Origin of the sequence: Bradyrhizobium cosmicum (assembly GCF_032290525.1) — a bacterium.
In the GTDB taxonomy this organism is placed as follows: Bacteria; Pseudomonadota; Alphaproteobacteria; order Rhizobiales; family Xanthobacteraceae; genus Bradyrhizobium; species Bradyrhizobium cosmicum_A.
The window spans coordinates 139760-157544 of the sequence record NZ_JASXTA010000017.1; the positions used below are offsets into that span (position 1 = coordinate 139760).

The 17785-nt window shown below is 64.8% G+C and carries 17 protein-coding genes; 11 read left to right on the forward strand and 6 right to left on the reverse strand.

All coding sequences use genetic code 11. The annotated features are described in order from the left end of the window. The first annotated feature begins 82 nt into the window (after positions 1–82). The 5 genes from odhB to QSV46_RS27740 are packed head-to-tail and all read left to right on the forward strand — an operon-like array spanning position 83 to position 4342. Entirely contained in the window at positions 83–1318 is a 1236-nt protein-coding gene (gene odhB, locus QSV46_RS27720) for a 2-oxoglutarate dehydrogenase complex dihydrolipoyllysine-residue succinyltransferase (protein WP_314958930.1), read from the forward strand. 11 nt (positions 1319–1329) lie between these two features. Beyond that, a complete protein-coding gene (locus QSV46_RS27725) occupies positions 1330–1554 on the forward strand; it encodes a hypothetical protein (protein WP_314958933.1) in 225 nt (74 codons plus the stop codon). Positions 1555–1556: 2 nt separating this feature from the next. Then, positions 1557–2318, forward strand: a complete 762-nt coding sequence (locus QSV46_RS27730; RefSeq protein WP_409997213.1) for an SDR family oxidoreductase — start codon at positions 1557–1559, stop codon at positions 2316–2318. A gap of 56 nt (positions 2319–2374) precedes the next feature. Then, complete coding sequence (gene lpdA / locus QSV46_RS27735; RefSeq protein WP_314958937.1) at positions 2375–3775, forward strand: dihydrolipoyl dehydrogenase; 1401 nt, start codon at positions 2375–2377, stop codon at positions 3773–3775. Positions 3776–3811: 36 nt separating this feature from the next. Next, a complete protein-coding gene (locus QSV46_RS27740) occupies positions 3812–4342 on the forward strand; it encodes a hypothetical protein (RefSeq protein WP_314958940.1) in 531 nt (176 codons plus the stop codon). Positions 4343–4501: 159 nt separating this feature from the next. Here the strand turns inward: QSV46_RS27740 and QSV46_RS27745 are convergent, their stop codons facing one another. After that, positions 4502–5092, reverse strand: a complete 591-nt coding sequence (locus QSV46_RS27745; RefSeq protein WP_314958942.1) for a DUF4337 domain-containing protein — start codon at positions 5090–5092, stop codon at positions 4502–4504. 82 nt (positions 5093–5174) lie between these two features. Next, positions 5175–6140: a tyrosine recombinase XerC gene (locus QSV46_RS27750; protein WP_314958943.1), complete on the reverse strand. Its 966-nt coding sequence runs from the start codon at positions 6138–6140 to the stop codon at positions 5175–5177. 133 nt (positions 6141–6273) lie between these two features. On the opposite strand from QSV46_RS27750, the gene QSV46_RS27755 reads away from it, so the two are divergent. Next, on the forward strand, positions 6274–8484 hold the full coding sequence (locus QSV46_RS27755) for a primosomal protein N' (protein ID WP_314958945.1): 2211 nt from the start codon (positions 6274–6276) through the stop codon (positions 8482–8484). Positions 8485–8750: 266 nt separating this feature from the next. On the opposite strand, the gene QSV46_RS27760 is transcribed toward QSV46_RS27755, so the two are convergent. Continuing rightward, positions 8751–9260: a septal ring lytic transglycosylase RlpA family protein gene (locus QSV46_RS27760; RefSeq protein WP_314958948.1), complete on the reverse strand. Its 510-nt coding sequence runs from the start codon at positions 9258–9260 to the stop codon at positions 8751–8753. A 680-nt stretch (positions 9261–9940) separates the two neighbouring features. On the opposite strand from QSV46_RS27760, the gene QSV46_RS27765 reads away from it, so the two are divergent. The 5 genes from QSV46_RS27765 (at position 9941) to QSV46_RS27785 (ending at position 15064) form a co-directional block, all read left to right on the forward strand. Next, complete coding sequence (locus QSV46_RS27765) at positions 9941–10501, forward strand: F0F1 ATP synthase subunit delta (protein WP_314958951.1); 561 nt, start codon at positions 9941–9943, stop codon at positions 10499–10501. Further along, positions 10501–12030, forward strand: a complete 1530-nt coding sequence (atpA, locus tag QSV46_RS27770; protein ID WP_314958954.1) for a F0F1 ATP synthase subunit alpha — start codon at positions 10501–10503, stop codon at positions 12028–12030. Before QSV46_RS27765 ends, atpA begins: the two co-directional genes overlap by 1 nt. 144 nt (positions 12031–12174) lie before the next feature. Continuing rightward, complete coding sequence (locus QSV46_RS27775) at positions 12175–13050, forward strand: F0F1 ATP synthase subunit gamma (protein WP_314958957.1); 876 nt, start codon at positions 12175–12177, stop codon at positions 13048–13050. A gap of 68 nt (positions 13051–13118) precedes the next feature. Further along, on the forward strand, positions 13119–14561 hold the full coding sequence (gene atpD, locus QSV46_RS27780) for a F0F1 ATP synthase subunit beta (RefSeq protein WP_007598896.1): 1443 nt from the start codon (positions 13119–13121) through the stop codon (positions 14559–14561). 95 nt (positions 14562–14656) lie between these two features. Further along, positions 14657–15064, forward strand: a complete 408-nt coding sequence (locus QSV46_RS27785) for a F0F1 ATP synthase subunit epsilon (protein ID WP_314958969.1) — start codon at positions 14657–14659, stop codon at positions 15062–15064. A 195-nt stretch (positions 15065–15259) separates the two neighbouring features. Here the strand turns inward: QSV46_RS27785 and QSV46_RS27790 are convergent, their stop codons facing one another. From QSV46_RS27790 to QSV46_RS27800, 3 genes are all read right to left on the reverse strand, one after another. After that, entirely contained in the window at positions 15260–15760 is a 501-nt protein-coding gene (locus tag QSV46_RS27790) for an RNA pyrophosphohydrolase (protein WP_314958970.1), read from the reverse strand. 171 nt (positions 15761–15931) lie between these two features. Then, the gene (locus tag QSV46_RS27795) at positions 15932–16435 is read right to left on the reverse strand and encodes an RNA pyrophosphohydrolase (protein ID WP_314958973.1); all 504 of its coding nucleotides are present in this window, start codon (positions 16433–16435) and stop codon (positions 15932–15934) included. Positions 16436–16508: 73 nt separating this feature from the next. After that, complete coding sequence (locus tag QSV46_RS27800) at positions 16509–17744, reverse strand: divergent polysaccharide deacetylase family protein (protein ID WP_314958975.1); 1236 nt, start codon at positions 17742–17744, stop codon at positions 16509–16511. Positions 17745–17785: the final 41 nt, after the last annotated feature.

Genomic DNA, 17785 nt, shown 5'->3' on the forward strand with positions numbered 1-17785 from the left:
GTTTTGACCACGAACGTCACGGCGTACTGGATCGTCCGCCTTCGCGGACGATGACAGCATTAGCTATTGAAGGACAAAGACCATGACTGAAATTCGTGTGCCGACGCTCGGCGAATCCGTCACCGAGGCCACCATCGGCCGCTGGTTCAAGAAGGCCGGCGATCCCGTCGCCGTCGACGAGCCCTTGGTGGAGCTCGAGACCGACAAGGTCACCATCGAGGTCCCCGCGCCCTCCGCCGGCACGCTGAGCGAGATCATCGCCGCCGATGGCGCGACGGTTGCGGTCGGCGCGCTGCTCGGTCAGATCACCGAGGGTGCCGGCGCTGCAAAGCCTGCCGCCGCGCCCGCCAAGCCTGCTGCTGCTCCGGCCGTCGCGGCTGCCGCACCGGCTCCGGCCGCGAAGGCGCCGCCGGCCGATGCGCCGCTCGCCCCGTCCGTGCGCAAGCTCTCGGCCGAGACCGGTGTCGATGCCTCGACCGTTCCGGGCTCTGGCAAGGACGGCCGCGTCACCAAGGGCGACATGCTCGCTGCGATCGAGCGTGCGGCCTCCGCGCCGACCCCGGTCAACCAGCCCGCCGCCGCCGTCCAGGTGCGCGCGCCGTCGCCGGCCGATGACGCTGCCCGTGAAGAGCGCGTCAAGATGACCCGGCTGCGCCAGACCATCGCGCGCCGCCTCAAGGACGTGCAGAACACCGCGGCCATGCTCACGACCTTCAACGAGGTCGACATGACCAACGTCATGGCGCTGCGCGCGCACTACAAGGATGCGTTCGAGAAGAAGCACGGCGGCAAGCTCGGCTTCATGGGCTTCTTCACCAAGGCCGTCGTGCAGGCGCTGAAGGACATCCCGGCCGTCAACGCCGAGATCGACGGCACCGATCTGATCTACAAGAACTACTACCACATCGGCGTTGCCGTCGGCACCGACAAGGGCCTGGTCGTACCCGTGGTGCGCGACTGCGACCACAAGTCGATCGCCGACATCGAGAAGGGCATCGCCGATTTCGGCCGCCGCGCCCGTGACGGCCAGCTCAAGATCGACGAGATGCAGGGCGGCACCTTCACCATCACCAATGGCGGCATCTACGGCTCGCTGATGTCGACCCCGATCCTGAACGCGCCGCAGTCCGGCATTCTCGGCATGCACAAGATCCAGGAGCGGCCGATGGTGATCGGCGGCAAGGTCGAGGTCCGCCCGATGATGTATCTGGCGCTGTCCTACGATCACCGCGTCATCGACGGCAAGGAAGCCGTCACCTTCCTGGTGCGCGTCAAGGAGAGCCTGGAAGATCCGGCGCGGCTGGTGCTGGATCTGTAAGGGAGGGGCTTGTGGAAGAGCCGTCGCTTCTTCTTTCCCTCCTGCCATTCCTGCTGACCACCCTTATTTTCTTCTTCTTTGCGATTCCGATCAGTCGCAGAAAGGGTAAGGGTGTCGGCTTTGCCGCTTGGTGTCTGATTCCGTTCCTCACGCCGTTCATCCTGTTCCACTTGGTGAGCTTGACGGACAAGTCGGTGCTGGATCGATTGGCAGCTCTCGAGAGCAAGGGCGGATAGCTATGGGGGCTGATGTGACCGATAAAGTCGTTGTCATCACCGGCGGCAGTCGCGGCATCGGGCGGGCGACCGCGATCGCGGCGGCCGCGCGCGGCTATCGCGTCGTGGTCGGCTACGCCAGCAACAAGACGGCCGCGGACGAGGTGGTCAGCCTGATCGAGGCCAGCAACGGCAAGGCCATCGCGGTGAAATGCGATGTCGCCGAGGAAAGCGACATCGTCGACCTGTTCAAGCAAGCCGACACGTTCGGCGTGCTTGGCGCGCTCGTCAACAATGGCGGCATCGTCGGGACCAGCGGCGTGCGCGTCGACGAGATGTCGGCCGAGCGCATCCAGCGCGTGATGGCGGTCAACGTCACCGGCTCCATCCTCTGCGCGCGCGAAGCGGTGAAGCGGATGTCGACCAGGCACGGCGGCCAGGGCGGCGTCATCGTCAATCTGTCATCGGTTGCTGCCAAGCTCGGCGCGCCGAACACCTATGTCGATTATGCCGCGTCCAAGGGTGCGATCGACTCCTTCACCATCGGCCTCGGCTACGAGGTCGCAAGCGAAGGTATTCGCGTCGCGGGCATCCGCCCCGGCCTGATCGATACCGAAATCCACGCCTCCGGGGGTGAGCCCGACCGGCACCATCGTCTGGCCCATATGGTGCCGATGAAGCGCGTCGGCACATCAGACGAAATCGCCAACGCCATCGTCTGGCTGATGTCGGACGAGGCCTCCTACGTCACCTCTGCCATCCTCGATGTGTCCGGCGGACGCTGACGCGCCGCGCGGACGCTGACACATCCTTCCACGCTAAACTCACGGGACTTTCTCTCATGGCTACCTACGATCTCGTCATCATCGGCACCGGACCGGGCGGTTATGTCTGCGCGGTGCGCGCCAGCCAGCTCGGCATGAAAGTCGCCGTGGTCGAAAAGAACGCAACCCTCGGCGGCACCTGCCTCAATGTCGGCTGCATGCCGTCGAAGGCGCTGCTGCACGCCTCCGAGATGTTCGAGGAAGCCGGGCACTCGTTCGCCAAGATGGGCGTCAGCGTCTCCGCGCCGAAGCTGGAATTGCCGGCGATGATGAACTTCAAGCAGCAGGGCATCGACGGCAACGTCAAGGGCGTCGAGTTCCTGATGAAGAAGAACAAGGTCGACGTGCTCAAGGGCACCGGCAAGATTTTGGGCACCGGCAAGGTCGAAGTTTCGGCTGACGGCAAGTCGCAGATGATCGAGACCAAGAACATCGTGATCGCGACCGGCTCGGACATCGCGCGTCTCAAGGGCATCGAGATCGACGAGAAGCGCATCGTCTCGTCCACCGGCGCGCTGTCGCTGGACAAGGTCCCCGGCAAGCTGCTCATCGTCGGCGCCGGCGTGATCGGCCTCGAGCTCGGCTCGGTCTGGCATCGTCTCGGCGCCGAAGTCGTCGTCGTCGAGTTCCTGGACCGCATCCTGCCCGGCATGGACGGGGAGATCGCCAAGCAATTCCAGCGCATCCTCGAAAAGCAGGGCTTTGCCTTCAAGCTCGGGGCCAAGGTCACCGCCGTCGACACCTCGGGCAAGACGCTGAAGGCGACCATCGAGCCCGCCGCCGGCGGTGCTGCCGAGACGCTGGAAGCGGACGTCGTTCTGGTTTGCATCGGCCGCGTGCCCTACACCGACGGGCTCGGCCTCAAGGAAGCCGGCGTTGCGCTGGGCAATCGCGGCCGCGTGCAGATCGATCCGCATTTCGCCACCAGCCTGAAGGGCGTCTATGCCATCGGCGACGTCGTCGCCGGCCCGATGCTCGCGCACAAGGCCGAGGATGAAGGCGTTGCGGTCGCGGAGATCATCGCAGGGCAGGCCGGCCACGTGAACTACGATGTTATTCCAGGCGTCGTGTATACCACGCCGGAAGTATCCTGCGTCGGCAAGACCGAGGAGGAACTGAAGCAGGCGGGCGTGGCCTACACCGTCGGGAAGTTTCCCTTTACCGCCAACGGCCGTTCCAAGGTCAATCAGACCACTGACGGCTTTGTTAAGATTCTCGCGGACGCGAAGACCGATCGCGTGCTCGGCGTGCACATTATCGGCATTGAGGCCGGCGAAATGATCCATGAAGCGTGCGTTCTCATGGAATTTGGCGGAAGTGCGGAGGATCTCGCCCGCACCTGCCACGCGCATCCGACCCGTTCCGAGGCCGTCAAGGAAGCCGCGCTTGCGGTGGGCAAGCGGGCCATCCATATGTAGGGCCATGCGCCCAGCGCCGAATCGGGCGGGAAACATATGCTGCGTCGCCTACTTCAACCGGTCTGGGTCCTGCTGGCGATCATCTTCCTGGTCGAAGCCTGGCTGTGGGACCATCTCGAGCCGATCGTTGCAAAGGTTGTCGCAGCGATCCCGCTCGCACGTTTCAAGCAGTGGCTGACGGAGCGCGTCGATGCGCTGCCGCCGGCCATGACGCTGATCGTGTTCGCGGTGCCGATCATCCCGCTGTTTCCGCTCAAGCTGGTCGGCCTGTACCTGCTTACGCATGAATACTGGCTGAGCGGCGTATCCACGTTTCTGTTCGCGAAGCTGCTCGGCGTCGGCGTCACCGCCTTCGTGTTCGACGTGACGCGCGACAAGCTGATGGAGATGCGCTGGTTCGAGCGGCTCTACGGTCTCGTGATGAAGCTGCGCGCCAAGGCGCACCTGCTGATCGATCCGATCAAGCGCCGCATCCGCGAGCTGATCGCCGGCAACGGCGAAGGCTGGTCCTCCCGCACCCTCCGCCTGATCCAGCGCTTCCGCAAGAGCGTGCACGAAGCGCGGTGAGCGCTCGCCACATACTCGCTGTCATCGCCCGGCTTGACCGGGCGATCCAGTATTCCAGAGACGTCAATCGTATGCAGAGAAGCCGCGGCGTACTGGATGCCCCGGTCAAGCCGGGGCATGACACTGTTTGTTTGGCGTCGCTTCGCGCGCCTCACTCCCTCAATGCAAATGCACCAGATGCGGCCACCACAGGCCGAGCGCGGTCACGATGAGGCCGGCGATCGTCAGCATGCCGCTGACATAGGCCAGCGCGAGCATGCCGGTGATGATGGTCGCTGATGCCAGCACAATGCCGATCTGGAAGGCCGCCGAGGCCAGCTCGAAATGATGGTATTTCGCGGTCGCCTCGTCGCGCTCGTGCTCGGCGTGCTTGGCCTTCTCGGCAAGCTGCTCGGTGCCTTCACCGGTCTCGGGCTCGGAGCGGTAGCGCTGCGCGGTCTTGGCCCAGTCCTCGACTTGCTTCTGCAGCACCGGCTTCAGGGCCTCGTCGGTGGTGCCGGCCAGCGTGAGCTTGCCCTGCTCGGATGCGGTCAGCACCACGGTGCGGCGGATGGTCTTGGCCTGGAAGAACGCCCAGAGGTTGGACGCCTGGACGTTCTTGCTGAGCGATTCGGTCTGGGCGCCCTTGCCGAGCGTCTCCGAGATCGCCAGGAACAGCGCCAGCACGGCGATCAGGAGCGCGATCTTCTTGTTCGAGCCGGACGCGTGTTCGGCGTGCTCGGCATGCTCCATGCTTTCATGTGCGCTCATAAATCCCTCCTGCCTCGGTTCCCCACGATTGACCGAACCGCGGGCGCCGCGCAAGAGGCAAGCAAGTTATGACGTCAGTGTGTCAGCGCCGCGGATGCGCGCTCGCATAGACTTCGAGCAGCCGCTCCGAATCGATGCCGGTGTAGATTTGCGTGGTCGAGAGCGAGGAATGGCCGAGCAATTCCTGGATCGCGCGCAGATCGCCGCCGCGCGAAAGCAGATGCGTGGCGAAGGAGTGCCGCAGCGCGTGCGGCGTGGCGCTGTCGGGCAAGCCCAGCGCGCCGCGCAGCCGCTCCATCGCGAGCTGGATGATTCGCGGGCTCAAGGGACCGCCGCGGGCGCCGACGAAGATCGGGCCTTCCGCCGGCAGCGGATACGGGCACATCGCAACGTAGTCCTGCACCAGCGCGAGCACGTTCTGCAGCACCGGCACCATGCGGGTCTTGTTGCCCTTGCCTGTCACGATCAGCACGTCGCCTTCGCCGGGCCGCGGCACCTCGCGGCGCTTCAGGCCGAGCGCTTCGGAGATGCGCAGGCCCGATCCATACAAGAGCGCCATCACCGCGGCATCGCGCGCCAGAATCCAGGTTTCCCGATCCTCGCCGGCGCGCTCGTCGGCATCGGCGAGACGTTTTGCGGAGGCCATCGGCAGCGGCTTCGGCAGGGTCTTGGCCACCTTGGGCGCGCGGATCGCCGAGAGCGCGCCGACCTTGCCTTTGCCCTCGCGCTCGAGAAAGCGGCCGAACGAGCGCAGCCCCGCCAGCGCGCGCATCAGGCTGCGGCCGGCAATGTCGTCGGCACGGCGCATCGCCATGAAGGCGCGAACGTCGGTGGCTTCGAGCGCTGCGAAACGCTTCAGCGTCACGCGCTCGCCCCAATGATTGCTGAGGAAGTTCAGGCACTGCCGCAAGTCACGGCCATAGGCCTCCAGCGTCTTCGGCGACAGCCGCCGCTCGGCGCCGAGATGCGACAGCCAGCGCGTCATCTCCTGCGCGATGTCAGGATCGGCGCTGGCGAGCTCGATAGGTGGGGCGGCCGCTTTGCTCATGCGCTCTGGACGTAATGATTCCACCCAGTATATCGCATCACACTCGTTTATCGTTCGCTAAGGCTGCCTTGCGCGGCTAGCCTTGAGGCCCCGGGTTCCGATTCTCCCTCCAAGCAATTCTCCAAGACAATTCATGGATCATTCGTCGCGTAGCCAGACCGTCCCCGCCAACGCGACCCGCATGGTCGACGTGCTGGTGCCGGTCGCGCTCGACCAGACCTATTCCTACAAGGTGCCGCGCGGCATGGAGCTGAAGGCGGGCGATCTCGTCGGCGTGCCGCTCGGCCCGCGCGAGGTGCTCGCGGTGGTCTGGGGCGAAAACGCCAATCCCGATCCGCGTCTGCACAACCGCCTCAAGGAGGTCAGCGAGAAGCTCGATATCCCGCCGCTGAAGCCCGAGCTGCGCGCGGTCGTGGACTGGGTCGCCAATTACACGCTGAGCCCGCGCGGCATGGTGCTGCGCATGTGCCTGCGGATGGGTGAGAACCTCGGTCCCGAGCGGGTGCGCGCCGGCGTGCGGCTGGTCGGCGATCCCCCGAAGCGGCTGACGCCGGCGCGGCAGCGCCTGATCGAGGTGCTGTCGGACCGGCTGCTGCACGGCAAGTCCGAGGCCGCCAAGGAGGCGGGCGTGTCGGCCGGCGTGATCGATGGCTTGGTGGATGAAGGTACGCTCACGGTGGAGCCGATGCCGCCGCCTCCGCCGCCGCCGGCCCCCGATCCGGATTTCGGCCGGCCGGATTTCACGGCGCTCCAGCGCAGCGCGGTCGATACCATGCGCGCGCTCGCGGCCAACGGCACCTTCCATGTCGCGCTGCTCGACGGTGTCACCGGCTCGGGCAAGACCGAGGTCTATTTCGAGGCCGTGGCCGAGGCGATCCGCCGCGGCAGGCAATCGCTGATCCTGATGCCGGAGATCGCGCTCACCGGCCAGTTCCTCGACCGCTTCGCGCAGCGCTTTGGCGTGCGCCCGATCGAATGGCATTCCGAGCTGACGCCGCGTACCCGTGCGCGCAACTGGGCGGCAATCTCCGCAGGCACCGCGCCGGTCGTGGTCGGCGCGCGCTCGGCGCTGTTTCTGCCCTACGCCAATCTCGGCCTCATCGTCGTCGATGAAGAGCACGACCAGGCCTACAAGCAGGACGAGGGCGTGCACTACCACGCCCGTGACATGGCGGTGGTGCGTGCGCATATCGCCAAGATCCCGGTCGTGCTGGCGTCCGCGACGCCGTCAGTCGAGTCCGAGATCAACGCCCGCAAGAGCCGCTATCAGCGTATCGCGCTGCCCTCGCGCTTCGGCGGCCAGCACATGCCGCATATCGAGGCGATCGATCTGCGCCGCGAGCCGCCGGCGCGCGGCCGCTTCATCTCGCCGCGCCTCGCCTCCGAGATCAGAACCGCGATCGAGAAGCGCGAGCAGGCGCTGCTGTTCCTCAATCGCCGCGGCTATGCGCCGCTGACGCTGTGCCGCGCCTGCGGCCATCGCTTCGCCTGCACCATCTGCGATGCCTGGCTGGTCGATCATCGCTTTCGCCAGCGCCTCGTCTGTCACCACTGCGGCTTCTCGATGCCGCGCCCGCATGTCTGCCCGCACTGTTCGGCGGAAGAATCGCTGGTGGCGGTCGGGCCCGGCGTCGAGCGTTTGCAGGAGGAGGCGGCCGCGCTGTTCCCGGACGCGCGCACCATGGTGCTGTCGAGCGATCTCATCACCTCGATCGAGACGATGCGCAGCGAGCTTGCCGAGATCGCGGAGGGCCGCGTCGACATCATCATCGGCACGCAGCTCGTTGCCAAGGGCCACAATTTCCCGCGGCTCAATCTCGTCGGTGTGGTCGATGCGGATCTCGGTCTGTCCAATGGCGATCCGCGCGCCTCCGAACGCACCTGGCAATTGCTCAACCAGGTGATCGGCCGCGCCGGGCGCGAGCAGGGCCGCGGCGTCGGTTATCTCCAGACCCATCAGCCCGATCATCCCGTGATGAAGGCACTGATCGCCTGCGACCGCGAGGCCTTCTACGACAGCGAGATCGATCTGCGCGAGCGCACGCTCTATCCGCCGTTCGGGCGGCTCGCCAGCCTGATCATCTCCGCGGGCGATCGCCCGAGCGCGGAAGGCTTTGGCCGCCGTCTCGTTGCGCTTGCGCCGCGCGACGAGCGCGTCGTGGTGCTGGGACCGGCGGAAGCCCCGCTCGCCGTGATCAAGGGCCGCTACCGCTTCCGCATCCTGGTGAAATCGGCGCGCGGTTTCGATCTGTCGGACTATTTGCGCGACTGGCTCGCGGTCTGTCCGAAACCGAAGGGCAATCAGAAGTTAGAGGTGGACGTCGATCCGCAGAGCTTTTTGTAGCGATCACAAAAGCTCTCTCCCCGTGCCCCGGACGCAGCGCAGCGTCTCTTTGACGGTGCTGCAGAGCCGGGGCCCATGTCGCAAAGAACTCGCGGCTTCTGGGTCCCGGCTCTGCGCCGCAACGCCGAGCGTTGCGGCTTGTCCGGGACACGTGGGTCATGACAGCGCCAACAAAAAGCCCGCGGTCCCCCAAGACCGCGGGCTTGCTTCACGCGCGCAACAAACTGATGAAAACTGCGCGTGCGAGACGAGGCGCGTCGAACGCCTTAGGAGACGACTTCCGCGGTGACGCGGCCGACGCCGGCGCCGGTGAGGCCGATGGCGCGGGCAGCGCCCGTGGAGAGATCGAGCACGCGGCCGCGAATGAACGGGCCACGGTCATTGATGGTGACGATGACGCTCGAGCTGCCGTGAGTGACGCGCAGCTTGGTGCCGAACGGCAGCGAACGGTGCGCGGCGGTCATGGCGTTCTGGTTGAAGCGCTGGCCCGAGGCAGTCTTCGAACCGGACTCGTTGCCGTAATACGAGGCTATGCCGGAGAAGCTGCGGCCGGTGCCCGACGACGGCGTCATCGACGCGTTGGCATTGCGCCAATCGGAGGTCGCGGGGGCATCGGTCTGGGCGTGGTGGCGGTGATGATGGTGAGAGTGCCGGTGGTGATGCCGGGATTTGGCGGAAGCTTCGGTGGCAGTTCCACCGACGAGGAGAGTTGCGGCAACGAAAGCAATCGCCGTACGCGGCCGGGTCACAGAGCCCAGCGTCTTCAAAGACAGCATTTAGTGGTCCCTAAGCTAGTATTGCCACATATGTGGCAAGTGGAGCCCCCATCAGTTTGTGAGCGGGATCGCGTTTCGATTCCCAATGAGGCGTGAATTGGGCAGTAAATCCGTTCTGTGTCGTCTTGTAATATCTTGTTACTGGCACCGATATTGCAGCCAATGTTCCGTAATCTTTGTCTCTAACGGTTCTTTAACCACTTTATTACTTACGAATACTGTAAAGTGAAGTCATCACGCTCAGTGTTTAGAATTGGATAAGTATTCGGGAAACGGTGGCAACGCCGTCCGAGTCACGCCTCAGCGATCCGTGTTCATGGCGGCTATGCGCTGGTGGCAGGAACGAATGGACGGGCTAGCGACAAAAGCTCACGGCAATTCCGTGGCCGGCACGTCGTCGCCTGATTGTCGTGCGTGTCATCGCGCAGCTGTTTTCGAGCCGCAGGCGAACTGTCGCGGACTGCGACGAACTGGCGACAGAACGTCGTGGCTTTGATTTGGCGTCATGTTGCACGTGCGCGCCTGCTATGTTAGCAAAGCCGCGATTTTAACGGACCCGGCACGTCCCGTGTCGGCCGAAAATCGAAGTCCCGCTTGAATTCCAAGGGCTTGGATCGCTAGGCGCCGCTTCGTGGCGACGGTTTTTCCCTTGCGAGTTTGACAGCAAAAAGAGCGCGTCTGTGGCTGCAGAAGATACGTCCGTTTCCGGTGTGTCGGGCCGTTATGCAACGGCCTTGTTTGAACTGGCCCGCGACCAGAAACTGGTCGATGAGGTCAAAGCCGATCTCGAAAAATTCGAGGCTCTGCTGAAAGAAAGCGCCGATCTGACGCGCCTCGTCCGCAGTCCGGTGTTCGCGGCCGATGCCCAGTCGAGGGCCCTCTCGGCCGTGCTGGACAAGGCCGGTATCGCCGGCATCACCGCCAATTTCCTCAAAGTGCTGACCGCCAACCGACGCCTGTTCGTGGTGACGGACGTCATCCGCGCCTATCGCGCCCTGGTCGCCAGGTTCAAGGGCGAGGCGACGGCCGACGTCACCGTGGCGGAAGCGCTTTCGGACAAGAATCTCGACGCCCTCAAGGTTGCCCTGAAGTCGGTGACCGGCAAGGACGTCGCGCTCAACGTGAATGTCGATCCCTCGATCATCGGTGGCCTCGTGGTCAAGCTTGGCAGCCGCATGATCGATAGCTCGCTTCGCACCAAACTCAATTCGATCAAGCACGCGATGAAAGAGGCAGGCTGATGGACATCCGCGCCGCGGAAATTTCCGCGATCCTCAAGGACCAGATCAAGAATTTCGGCCAGGAAGCTGAAGTCTCAGAAGTCGGACAGGTGCTGTCCGTCGGCGACGGCATCGCCCGCGTCTACGGTCTGGACAACGTCCAGGCCGGTGAAATGGTCGAGTTCGAGAACGGCACCCGCGGCATGGCGCTGAACCTCGAAACCGACAACGTCGGTGTCGTTATTTTCGGTGCCGACCGTGAGATCAAGGAAGGCCAGACCGTCAAGCGCACCCGCGCCATCGTGGACGCACCGGTCGGCAAGGGCCTGCTCGGACGCGTTGTCGACGGCCTCGGCAACCCGATCGACGGCAAGGGCCCGATCCAGGCCGACAAGCGCATGCGCGTCGACGTCAAGGCGCCCGGCATCATTCCGCGCAAGTCGGTGAACGAGCCGATGGCGACCGGCCTCAAGGCGATCGATGCCCTGATCCCGATCGGCCGCGGCCAACGCGAGCTGATCATCGGCGACCGTCAGACCGGCAAGACCGCGATCGCGCTCGACACCATCCTGAACCAGAAGCCGCTCAACGCGCAGCCGGACGAGAACATCAAGCTGTACTGCGTCTATGTCGCGGTCGGCCAGAAGCGTTCGACCGTCGCGCAGTTCGTGAAGGTGCTGGAAGAACAGGGCGCGCTCGAATACTCGATCGTCGTCGCCGCCACCGCCTCGGACCCGGCGCCGATGCAGTACATCGCGCCGTTCACCGGCTGCACCATGGGCGAGTACTTCCGCGACAACGGCATGCACGCCGTCATCATCTATGACGATCTGTCCAAGCAGGCCGTCGCCTACCGTCAGATGTCGCTGCTGCTGCGCCGCCCGCCGGGCCGCGAAGCCTATCCGGGCGACGTGTTCTACCTGCATTCCCGCCTGCTCGAGCGCGCGGCGAAGCTGAACAAGGACCAGGGCTCGGGCTCGCTGACGGCGCTGCCGGTCATCGAAACCCAGGCCAACGACGTGTCGGCCTACATCCCGACCAACGTCATCTCGATCACCGATGGTCAGATCTTCCTGGAAACCGACCTGTTCTTCCAGGGCATCCGTCCCGCGGTGAACGTCGGTCTGTCGGTGTCGCGCGTCGGCTCCTCGGCGCAGACCAAGGCCACCAAGAAGGTCGCCGGCAAGATCAAGGGCGAGCTGGCGCAGTACCGCGAAATGGCGGCCTTCGCGCAGTTCGGCTCCGACCTCGACGCCTCGACCCAGCGCCTGCTCAACCGTGGCTCTCGCCTCACCGAGCTCCTCAAGCAGCCGCAGTTCGCGCCGCTGAAGATGGAAGAGCAGGTCTGCGTGATCTGGGCCGGCACCAACGGCTATCTCGATCCGCTCCCGGTCAACAAGGTGCGTGCGTTCGAAGACGGTCTGCTCTCGCTGCTGCGCGGCAAGAACGTCGAGATCCTCAATTCGATCCGCGACACCCGCGACCTCACCGACGACACCGCTGCCAAGCTGAAGTCGGTGGTCGAAGGTTTTGCGAAGTCCTTCGCATAACTGCCGTCATGGCCGGGCTTGTCCCGGCCATCCACGTCTAGCGGCGTGTGGGGCACCACGTGGATGCCCGGGACGAGCCCGGGCATGACGACTGGATAGATTTGCGGTCCGGCCAAAGGGTCGAACCGCCGGGGTGAACGAAGAATGGCGTCACTTAAAGATATGCGCGTGCGCATCGCCTCCACCAAGGCGACGCAGAAGATCACCAAGGCCATGCAGATGGTCGCAGCGTCCAGATTGCGCCGCGCCCAGCAGGCGGCGGAAGCTGCACGCCCCTATGCCGACAAGATGAGTGCGGTGATCTCCAATATCGCCGGTGCTGCCGCGGGTTCGCCCGGTGCGCCGGCGCTGCTCGCCGGCACCGGCAAGGACCAGGTGCACTTGCTGCTGGTCTGCACCGGCGAGCGCGGCCTGTCCGGCGCCTTCAACTCCTCGATCGTTCGCCTTGCGCGCGAGCGCGCCCAGTCGCTGATGGCGCAAGGCAAGGACGTCAAATTCTTCTGCGTCGGCCGCAAGGGCTATGAGCAGCTCCGCCGCCTGTTCGACAAGCAGATCGTCGAGCATCTCGATCTGCGCAGCGTTCGCCAGCTCGGCTTCGTCAACGCCGAGGACATCGCCAAGAAGGTGCTGGCCCGTTTCGAGAACGGCGAGTTCGACGTCTGCACGCTGTTCTACGCGCAGTTCAAGTCGGTGATCGCCCAGATCCCGACCGCGCAGCAGATCATTCCGCTGGTCGTGGAAGAAAAAGCCGCGAACGCGCCGTCGACGTCCTACGAATACGAGCCGGAGGAGGACGAGCTCCTCTCCGGCCTGCTGCCGCGCAACATCGCGGTCCAGATCTTCCGCGCGCTGCTGGAAAACAACGCCTCGTTCTACGGCGCGCAGATGAGCTCGATGGACAATGCCACCCGCAACGCCGGCGAAATGATCCGCAAGCAAACTCAGATCTACAACCGAACCCGTCAAGCCCAGATCACCAAGGAGCTGATCGAGATCATCTCCGGCGCCGAGGCGGTCTGACGCACGAACCAAACGACGGTCGTTCAAGTCCAGAATTTCGCAAGTACAGGATTTCGAAGGAGAGCTTCATGGCTACAGCAGCTACCCAGGTCGGTCGCGTCACCCAGGTCATGGGTGCCGTCGTCGACGTTCAGTTCGAGGGCCACCTTCCGGCCATTCTCAATTCGCTGGAAACCAGGAACGGCAACATCCGCCTCGTGCTGGAAGTTGCGCAGCATCTCGGTGAATCCACCGTGCGCACGATCGCGATGGACGTGACCGAGGGTCTGGTCCGCGGCCAGGAAGTGACCGACACCGGCCAGCCGATCTCGGTTCCGGTGGGCGCTGGCACGCTCGGCCGCATCATGAACGTGATCGGCGAGCCGATCGACGAAGCGGGCCCGATCCAGTCCGAAGGCATGCGCGCCATCCACCAGGAAGCGCCGAGCTATACCGACCAGTCGACGGAAGCTGAAATTCTCGTCACCGGCATCAAGGTCGTCGACTTGCTCGCGCCCTACGCCAAGGGCGGCAAGATCGGCCTGTTCGGCGGCGCCGGCGTCGGCAAGACCGTGCTGATTCAGGAGCTGATCAACAACGTCGCGAAGGCGCACGGCGGTTACTCCGTGTTCGCCGGCGTCGGCGAGCGCACCCGCGAGGGCAACGACCTCTATCACGAGTTCATCGAGTCCAAGGTCAATGCCGATCCGCACAATCCGGATCCGAGCGTGAAGTCGAAGTGCGCGCTGGTGTTCGGCCAGATGAACGAGCCGCCGGGCGCGCGCGCCCGCGTCGGCCTCACCGGTCTGACCGTCGCCGAGCACTTCCGCGATCAGGGCCAGGACGTGCTGTTCTTCGTCGACAACATCTTCCGCTTCACGCAAGCCGGTTCGGAAGTGTCGGCGCTCTTGGGTCGTATTCCTTCGGCGGTGGGTTATCAGCCGACGCTCGCCACCGACATGGGCGCGCTGCAGGAGCGCATCACCACCACGCAGAAGGGCTCGATCACTTCGGTGCAGGCCATTTACGTTCCGGCCGACGACTTGACCGACCCGGCGCCCGCCACCTCGTTCGCGCATTTGGACGCCACCACGGTGTTGAACCGCGCGATCTCGGAAAAGGGCATCTATCCGGCGGTGGACCCGCTCGACTCGACCTCGCGCATGCTCTCGCCGCTCGTCGTCGGTCAGGAGCACTACGACACCGCGCGTCAGGTCCAGCAGGTGCTGCAGCGCTACAAGTCGCTTCAGGACATCATCGCCATTCTCGGCATGGACGAGCTTTCGGAAGAAGACAAGCTGACGGTGGCCCGCGCCCGCAAGATCGAGCGCTTCCTGTCGCAGCCGTTCCACGTCGCCGAAATCTTCACCGGCTCTCCCGGCAAGTTCGTCGACCTCGCGGACACCATCAAGGGTTTCCGCGGCCTCTGCGAAGGCAAGTATGACCATTTGCCGGAAGCCGCCTTCTACATGGTCGGCACCATCGAAGAGGCGATCGAGAAGGGCAAGAAGCTGGCGGCGGAAGCCGCCTAAGCTGGCGAATAGCGAATAGGGAGTGGCGCGTAGAATCTATTCGCCATTCGCTACTCGCCACGCGCCGTTCGCTACTCACCATTCGCAGGTTTCCCATGGCCACCTTCCACTTCGATCTCGTCTCGCCGGAAAAGCTCGCATTCTCGGGCGAGGTCGATCAGGTCGATATCCCCGGCATCGAGGGTGATTTCGGCGTATTGGCCGGTCATGCGCCGGTCGTGGCTGCGATCCGTCCGGGCATTCTCACCGTCACCACCGGCGGCAGGCACGAGAAGGTCATCGTGCTCGGCGGCCTTGCCGAAGTCTCCGAAAAGGGTCTGACCGTGCTCGCCGACGTCGCGACCTCGCTGGCCGAGCTCGACCGTGCCCAGTTCGCCGCGACCATCTCGGAGATGGAAGAGGGGCTGAAGGAGCACGAGGGCAGCGAGCTCGATCAGGCCATCGAGCGGCTCGACCACTTCAAGAGCATCCAGCAGCAGCTCAACTCCACGGCTATGCACTAAGCCCCGGCGCAGCTGCTCCGGGGCTCAAGTTCAAAATTGCTGAACAGGTTCAGCGCTCGTCACGGAAGTGGCGGGCGCTAAAACTTTGTCGCCCCGAACGGCAGGAGCTGCGGCCGCCTCACGTCCAGATTTCCCGCCGAATTGTCCAATGGATTCAATCTCCATTCTACTGTGCATGGGGTTGTTTTCGCCAATTCAGCTTCCGAACGCCGCGAACTGCTCTGCCACCGCGCGGTAGACGTCGCGGCGGAACGGCACCACGAGATCGGCAACGCGGTCGAGGCGCTCCCAGCGCCATGCATCGAATTCGGCGGGCTGGTCGTTACGCGGCGTCAGCGGGTCGATCTCGGCGTCCTCGCCGGTGAAGCGCAGCGCGAACCATTTTTGCCGCTGCCCGCGAAACTTCGCCAGCCGATGGGTCTGCGGGCCGTCATAGGGCGGGAATTCGTAGGTGAGCCAGTCGGTCTCGCCGAGATAGTCCGCGCTCTTGACGCTGGTCTCTTCCCACAGCTCGCGCAGCGCGGCATCGCGCAGATTCTCGCCCTCATCGACGCCGCCCTGCGGCATCTGCCAGTCGAGACCCGGCAAGATGATCTCGGGGCCGTCGCCCTTGAAGCGATGCCCGATCAGCACGCGGCCGTCGCGATTGAAGAGGGCGATCCCCACATTGGGGCGGTAGGGCTTTTCATTCGTCACGGACTTCCTTCTTCGTCATTCCGGGGCGCGCAAAGCGCGAGCCCGGAATCCATAACCACAGGCGGGTGTGTATTGAAAGCTCGCGGTTGGCACCCTCCGCACAACGTTTGCCTGGGGGTATGGACCCCCGCCTTCGCGGGGGTGACGAGCGGAGAGTTGGGATGGAGTTCGCTATCCCTCCGCCAGCGCGGAAAATTCCTTCACCACGCGCTCATAGACCGGGCGCTTGAACGGAATGATCAGCCCGGTCAGATTCTTCATCGGCTCCCAGCGCCAGCTCACGAATTCGGCCTTGTGGCCGCCGCCGGGCTTCTCGACGTTGATCTCGCTGTCCTTGCCGGTGAAGCGCACCGCGAACCATTTCTGGCGCTGGCCGCGGTAGCGGCCCTTCCAGGCGCGGCCGGCGACCGTGCGCGGAATGTCGTAGGTGAGCCAGTCCGGAACTTCGCCGAGCCGCTCCACCGAGCGCACGCTGGTCTCCTCATAGAGCTCGCGCTTGGCGGCTTCCCAAGTGTCCTCGCCGGGATCCACGCCACCCTGCGGCATCTGCCAGACATGGCTGTCGTCGACATGCTCGATACCGCCGGCACGCCGGCCGATGAACACCAGTCCGTCCTTGTTGAGCAACATCACGCCGACGCAGGTCCGGTAGGGCAGATCCTCGTAACGCGCCATTCCGCCGAACCTTTCGCATGCTGACCGCAGGCACGTTGGCCCCGCAGGACCAGTACCACACCAATCCGTTGATTTAGCTGGATTTTGATTTCAGCATCGCGGTTGTCAATGGCACCAGAAGGATACCCCGGTCGCCCAACGTCTTGCTCCAGGCGCCGATGCGCTCGATCGAGACCGGCAGGGCCGAGGCGGTGCCGATGGCGACGCCGCGCTCGCGTGCGGCCCCTTCGAGCTTGCTCAGGGCGCGGTCGATCTCGGCCGGGGTCGGCACCGCGTCGATGGCAATGTCGCCCTTGCCGAACGGCATCGCGGCGCTGGCTGCGGCCTGCGGCGCGATGCTGCGCGGCGAGGAGCCGTCGTCGAAGAAGCCGAGCCCGCGCCTGGCCGCCTCGCGGAAGATCGGCTGCATCGCCGGCTCCGTCGCGATGAAGCGGGCGCCCATGAAATTGGTGAGGCCCGCATAGCCCTGCATCCGGCTCAGGTGCCAGTACAGACGGTCCATGTTTTGGTCGGGGCTGAGCGAGGTCAGCAGCGTCTGCGGCCCGGGATCGTTGTCCGGAAAGTCGTAGGGCTCCATCGGGATCTGGAGGAAGATCTCGTGGCGCTGGGCGCGGGCCCGTTCGGCGAGCTTGCCGGGGTCGGCGCCGTAGGGCGTGAAGGCCAGCGTCACCGCCGGCGGCAGCCGCATGATGGCGTCGGTGGTCTTGGCCGCGCCGACGCCGAGGCCGCCGATCAGGATCGCGACCACGGGCATCCTGGCGGCCTTGGCGCGGTCGAAATCCGCCGCATAGACGTTGAACGGCTTCAGGTCTCCTGCGACCACCGGGATCATGCCGTAGCGCGACTTTTCCAGCAGTTTTGGGTCGACCCCGGCCATGACGGGCGGTGGACCGGATGCAGCCGCCGCTTCGGCCTTGTCGGCGGCATCGCCGCCGCCGATCACCACGTCGCGGCGCGTGCCGGTGGAACCGTCGATCATGGTGACGATCTTCTGCTCGCCCGCCTGCTTCGGCGCATCCTTCGGCGCCTCCTTGGCCTCGTGCTTGCCGTCCTGCTTGCTCTCCGGGCCATGGCCCGCGGCGGCGGGCTTCTCGTCGGTGGCATTGGGCTCGCGGATCGCGATTCGGGTCATCGGCTCGCCGCCGAGCGGATCCTTGTTGAAGATGGCGAAGCCGGCAAAGGCGACCAGGAACAGGCCGAGCGTGACGGCGAGCACCTGCATGGCCGTGAACGGCAGGCGCAGCCGCCGTTTCCGGCGCGGCTTGTCCTGTCCGAGCGGGGCGCTCAGATCATCGGCCGTTTCAGTCATGCAAGATCCCGAATCACTCCCCCGACGATACCACGCCGAGG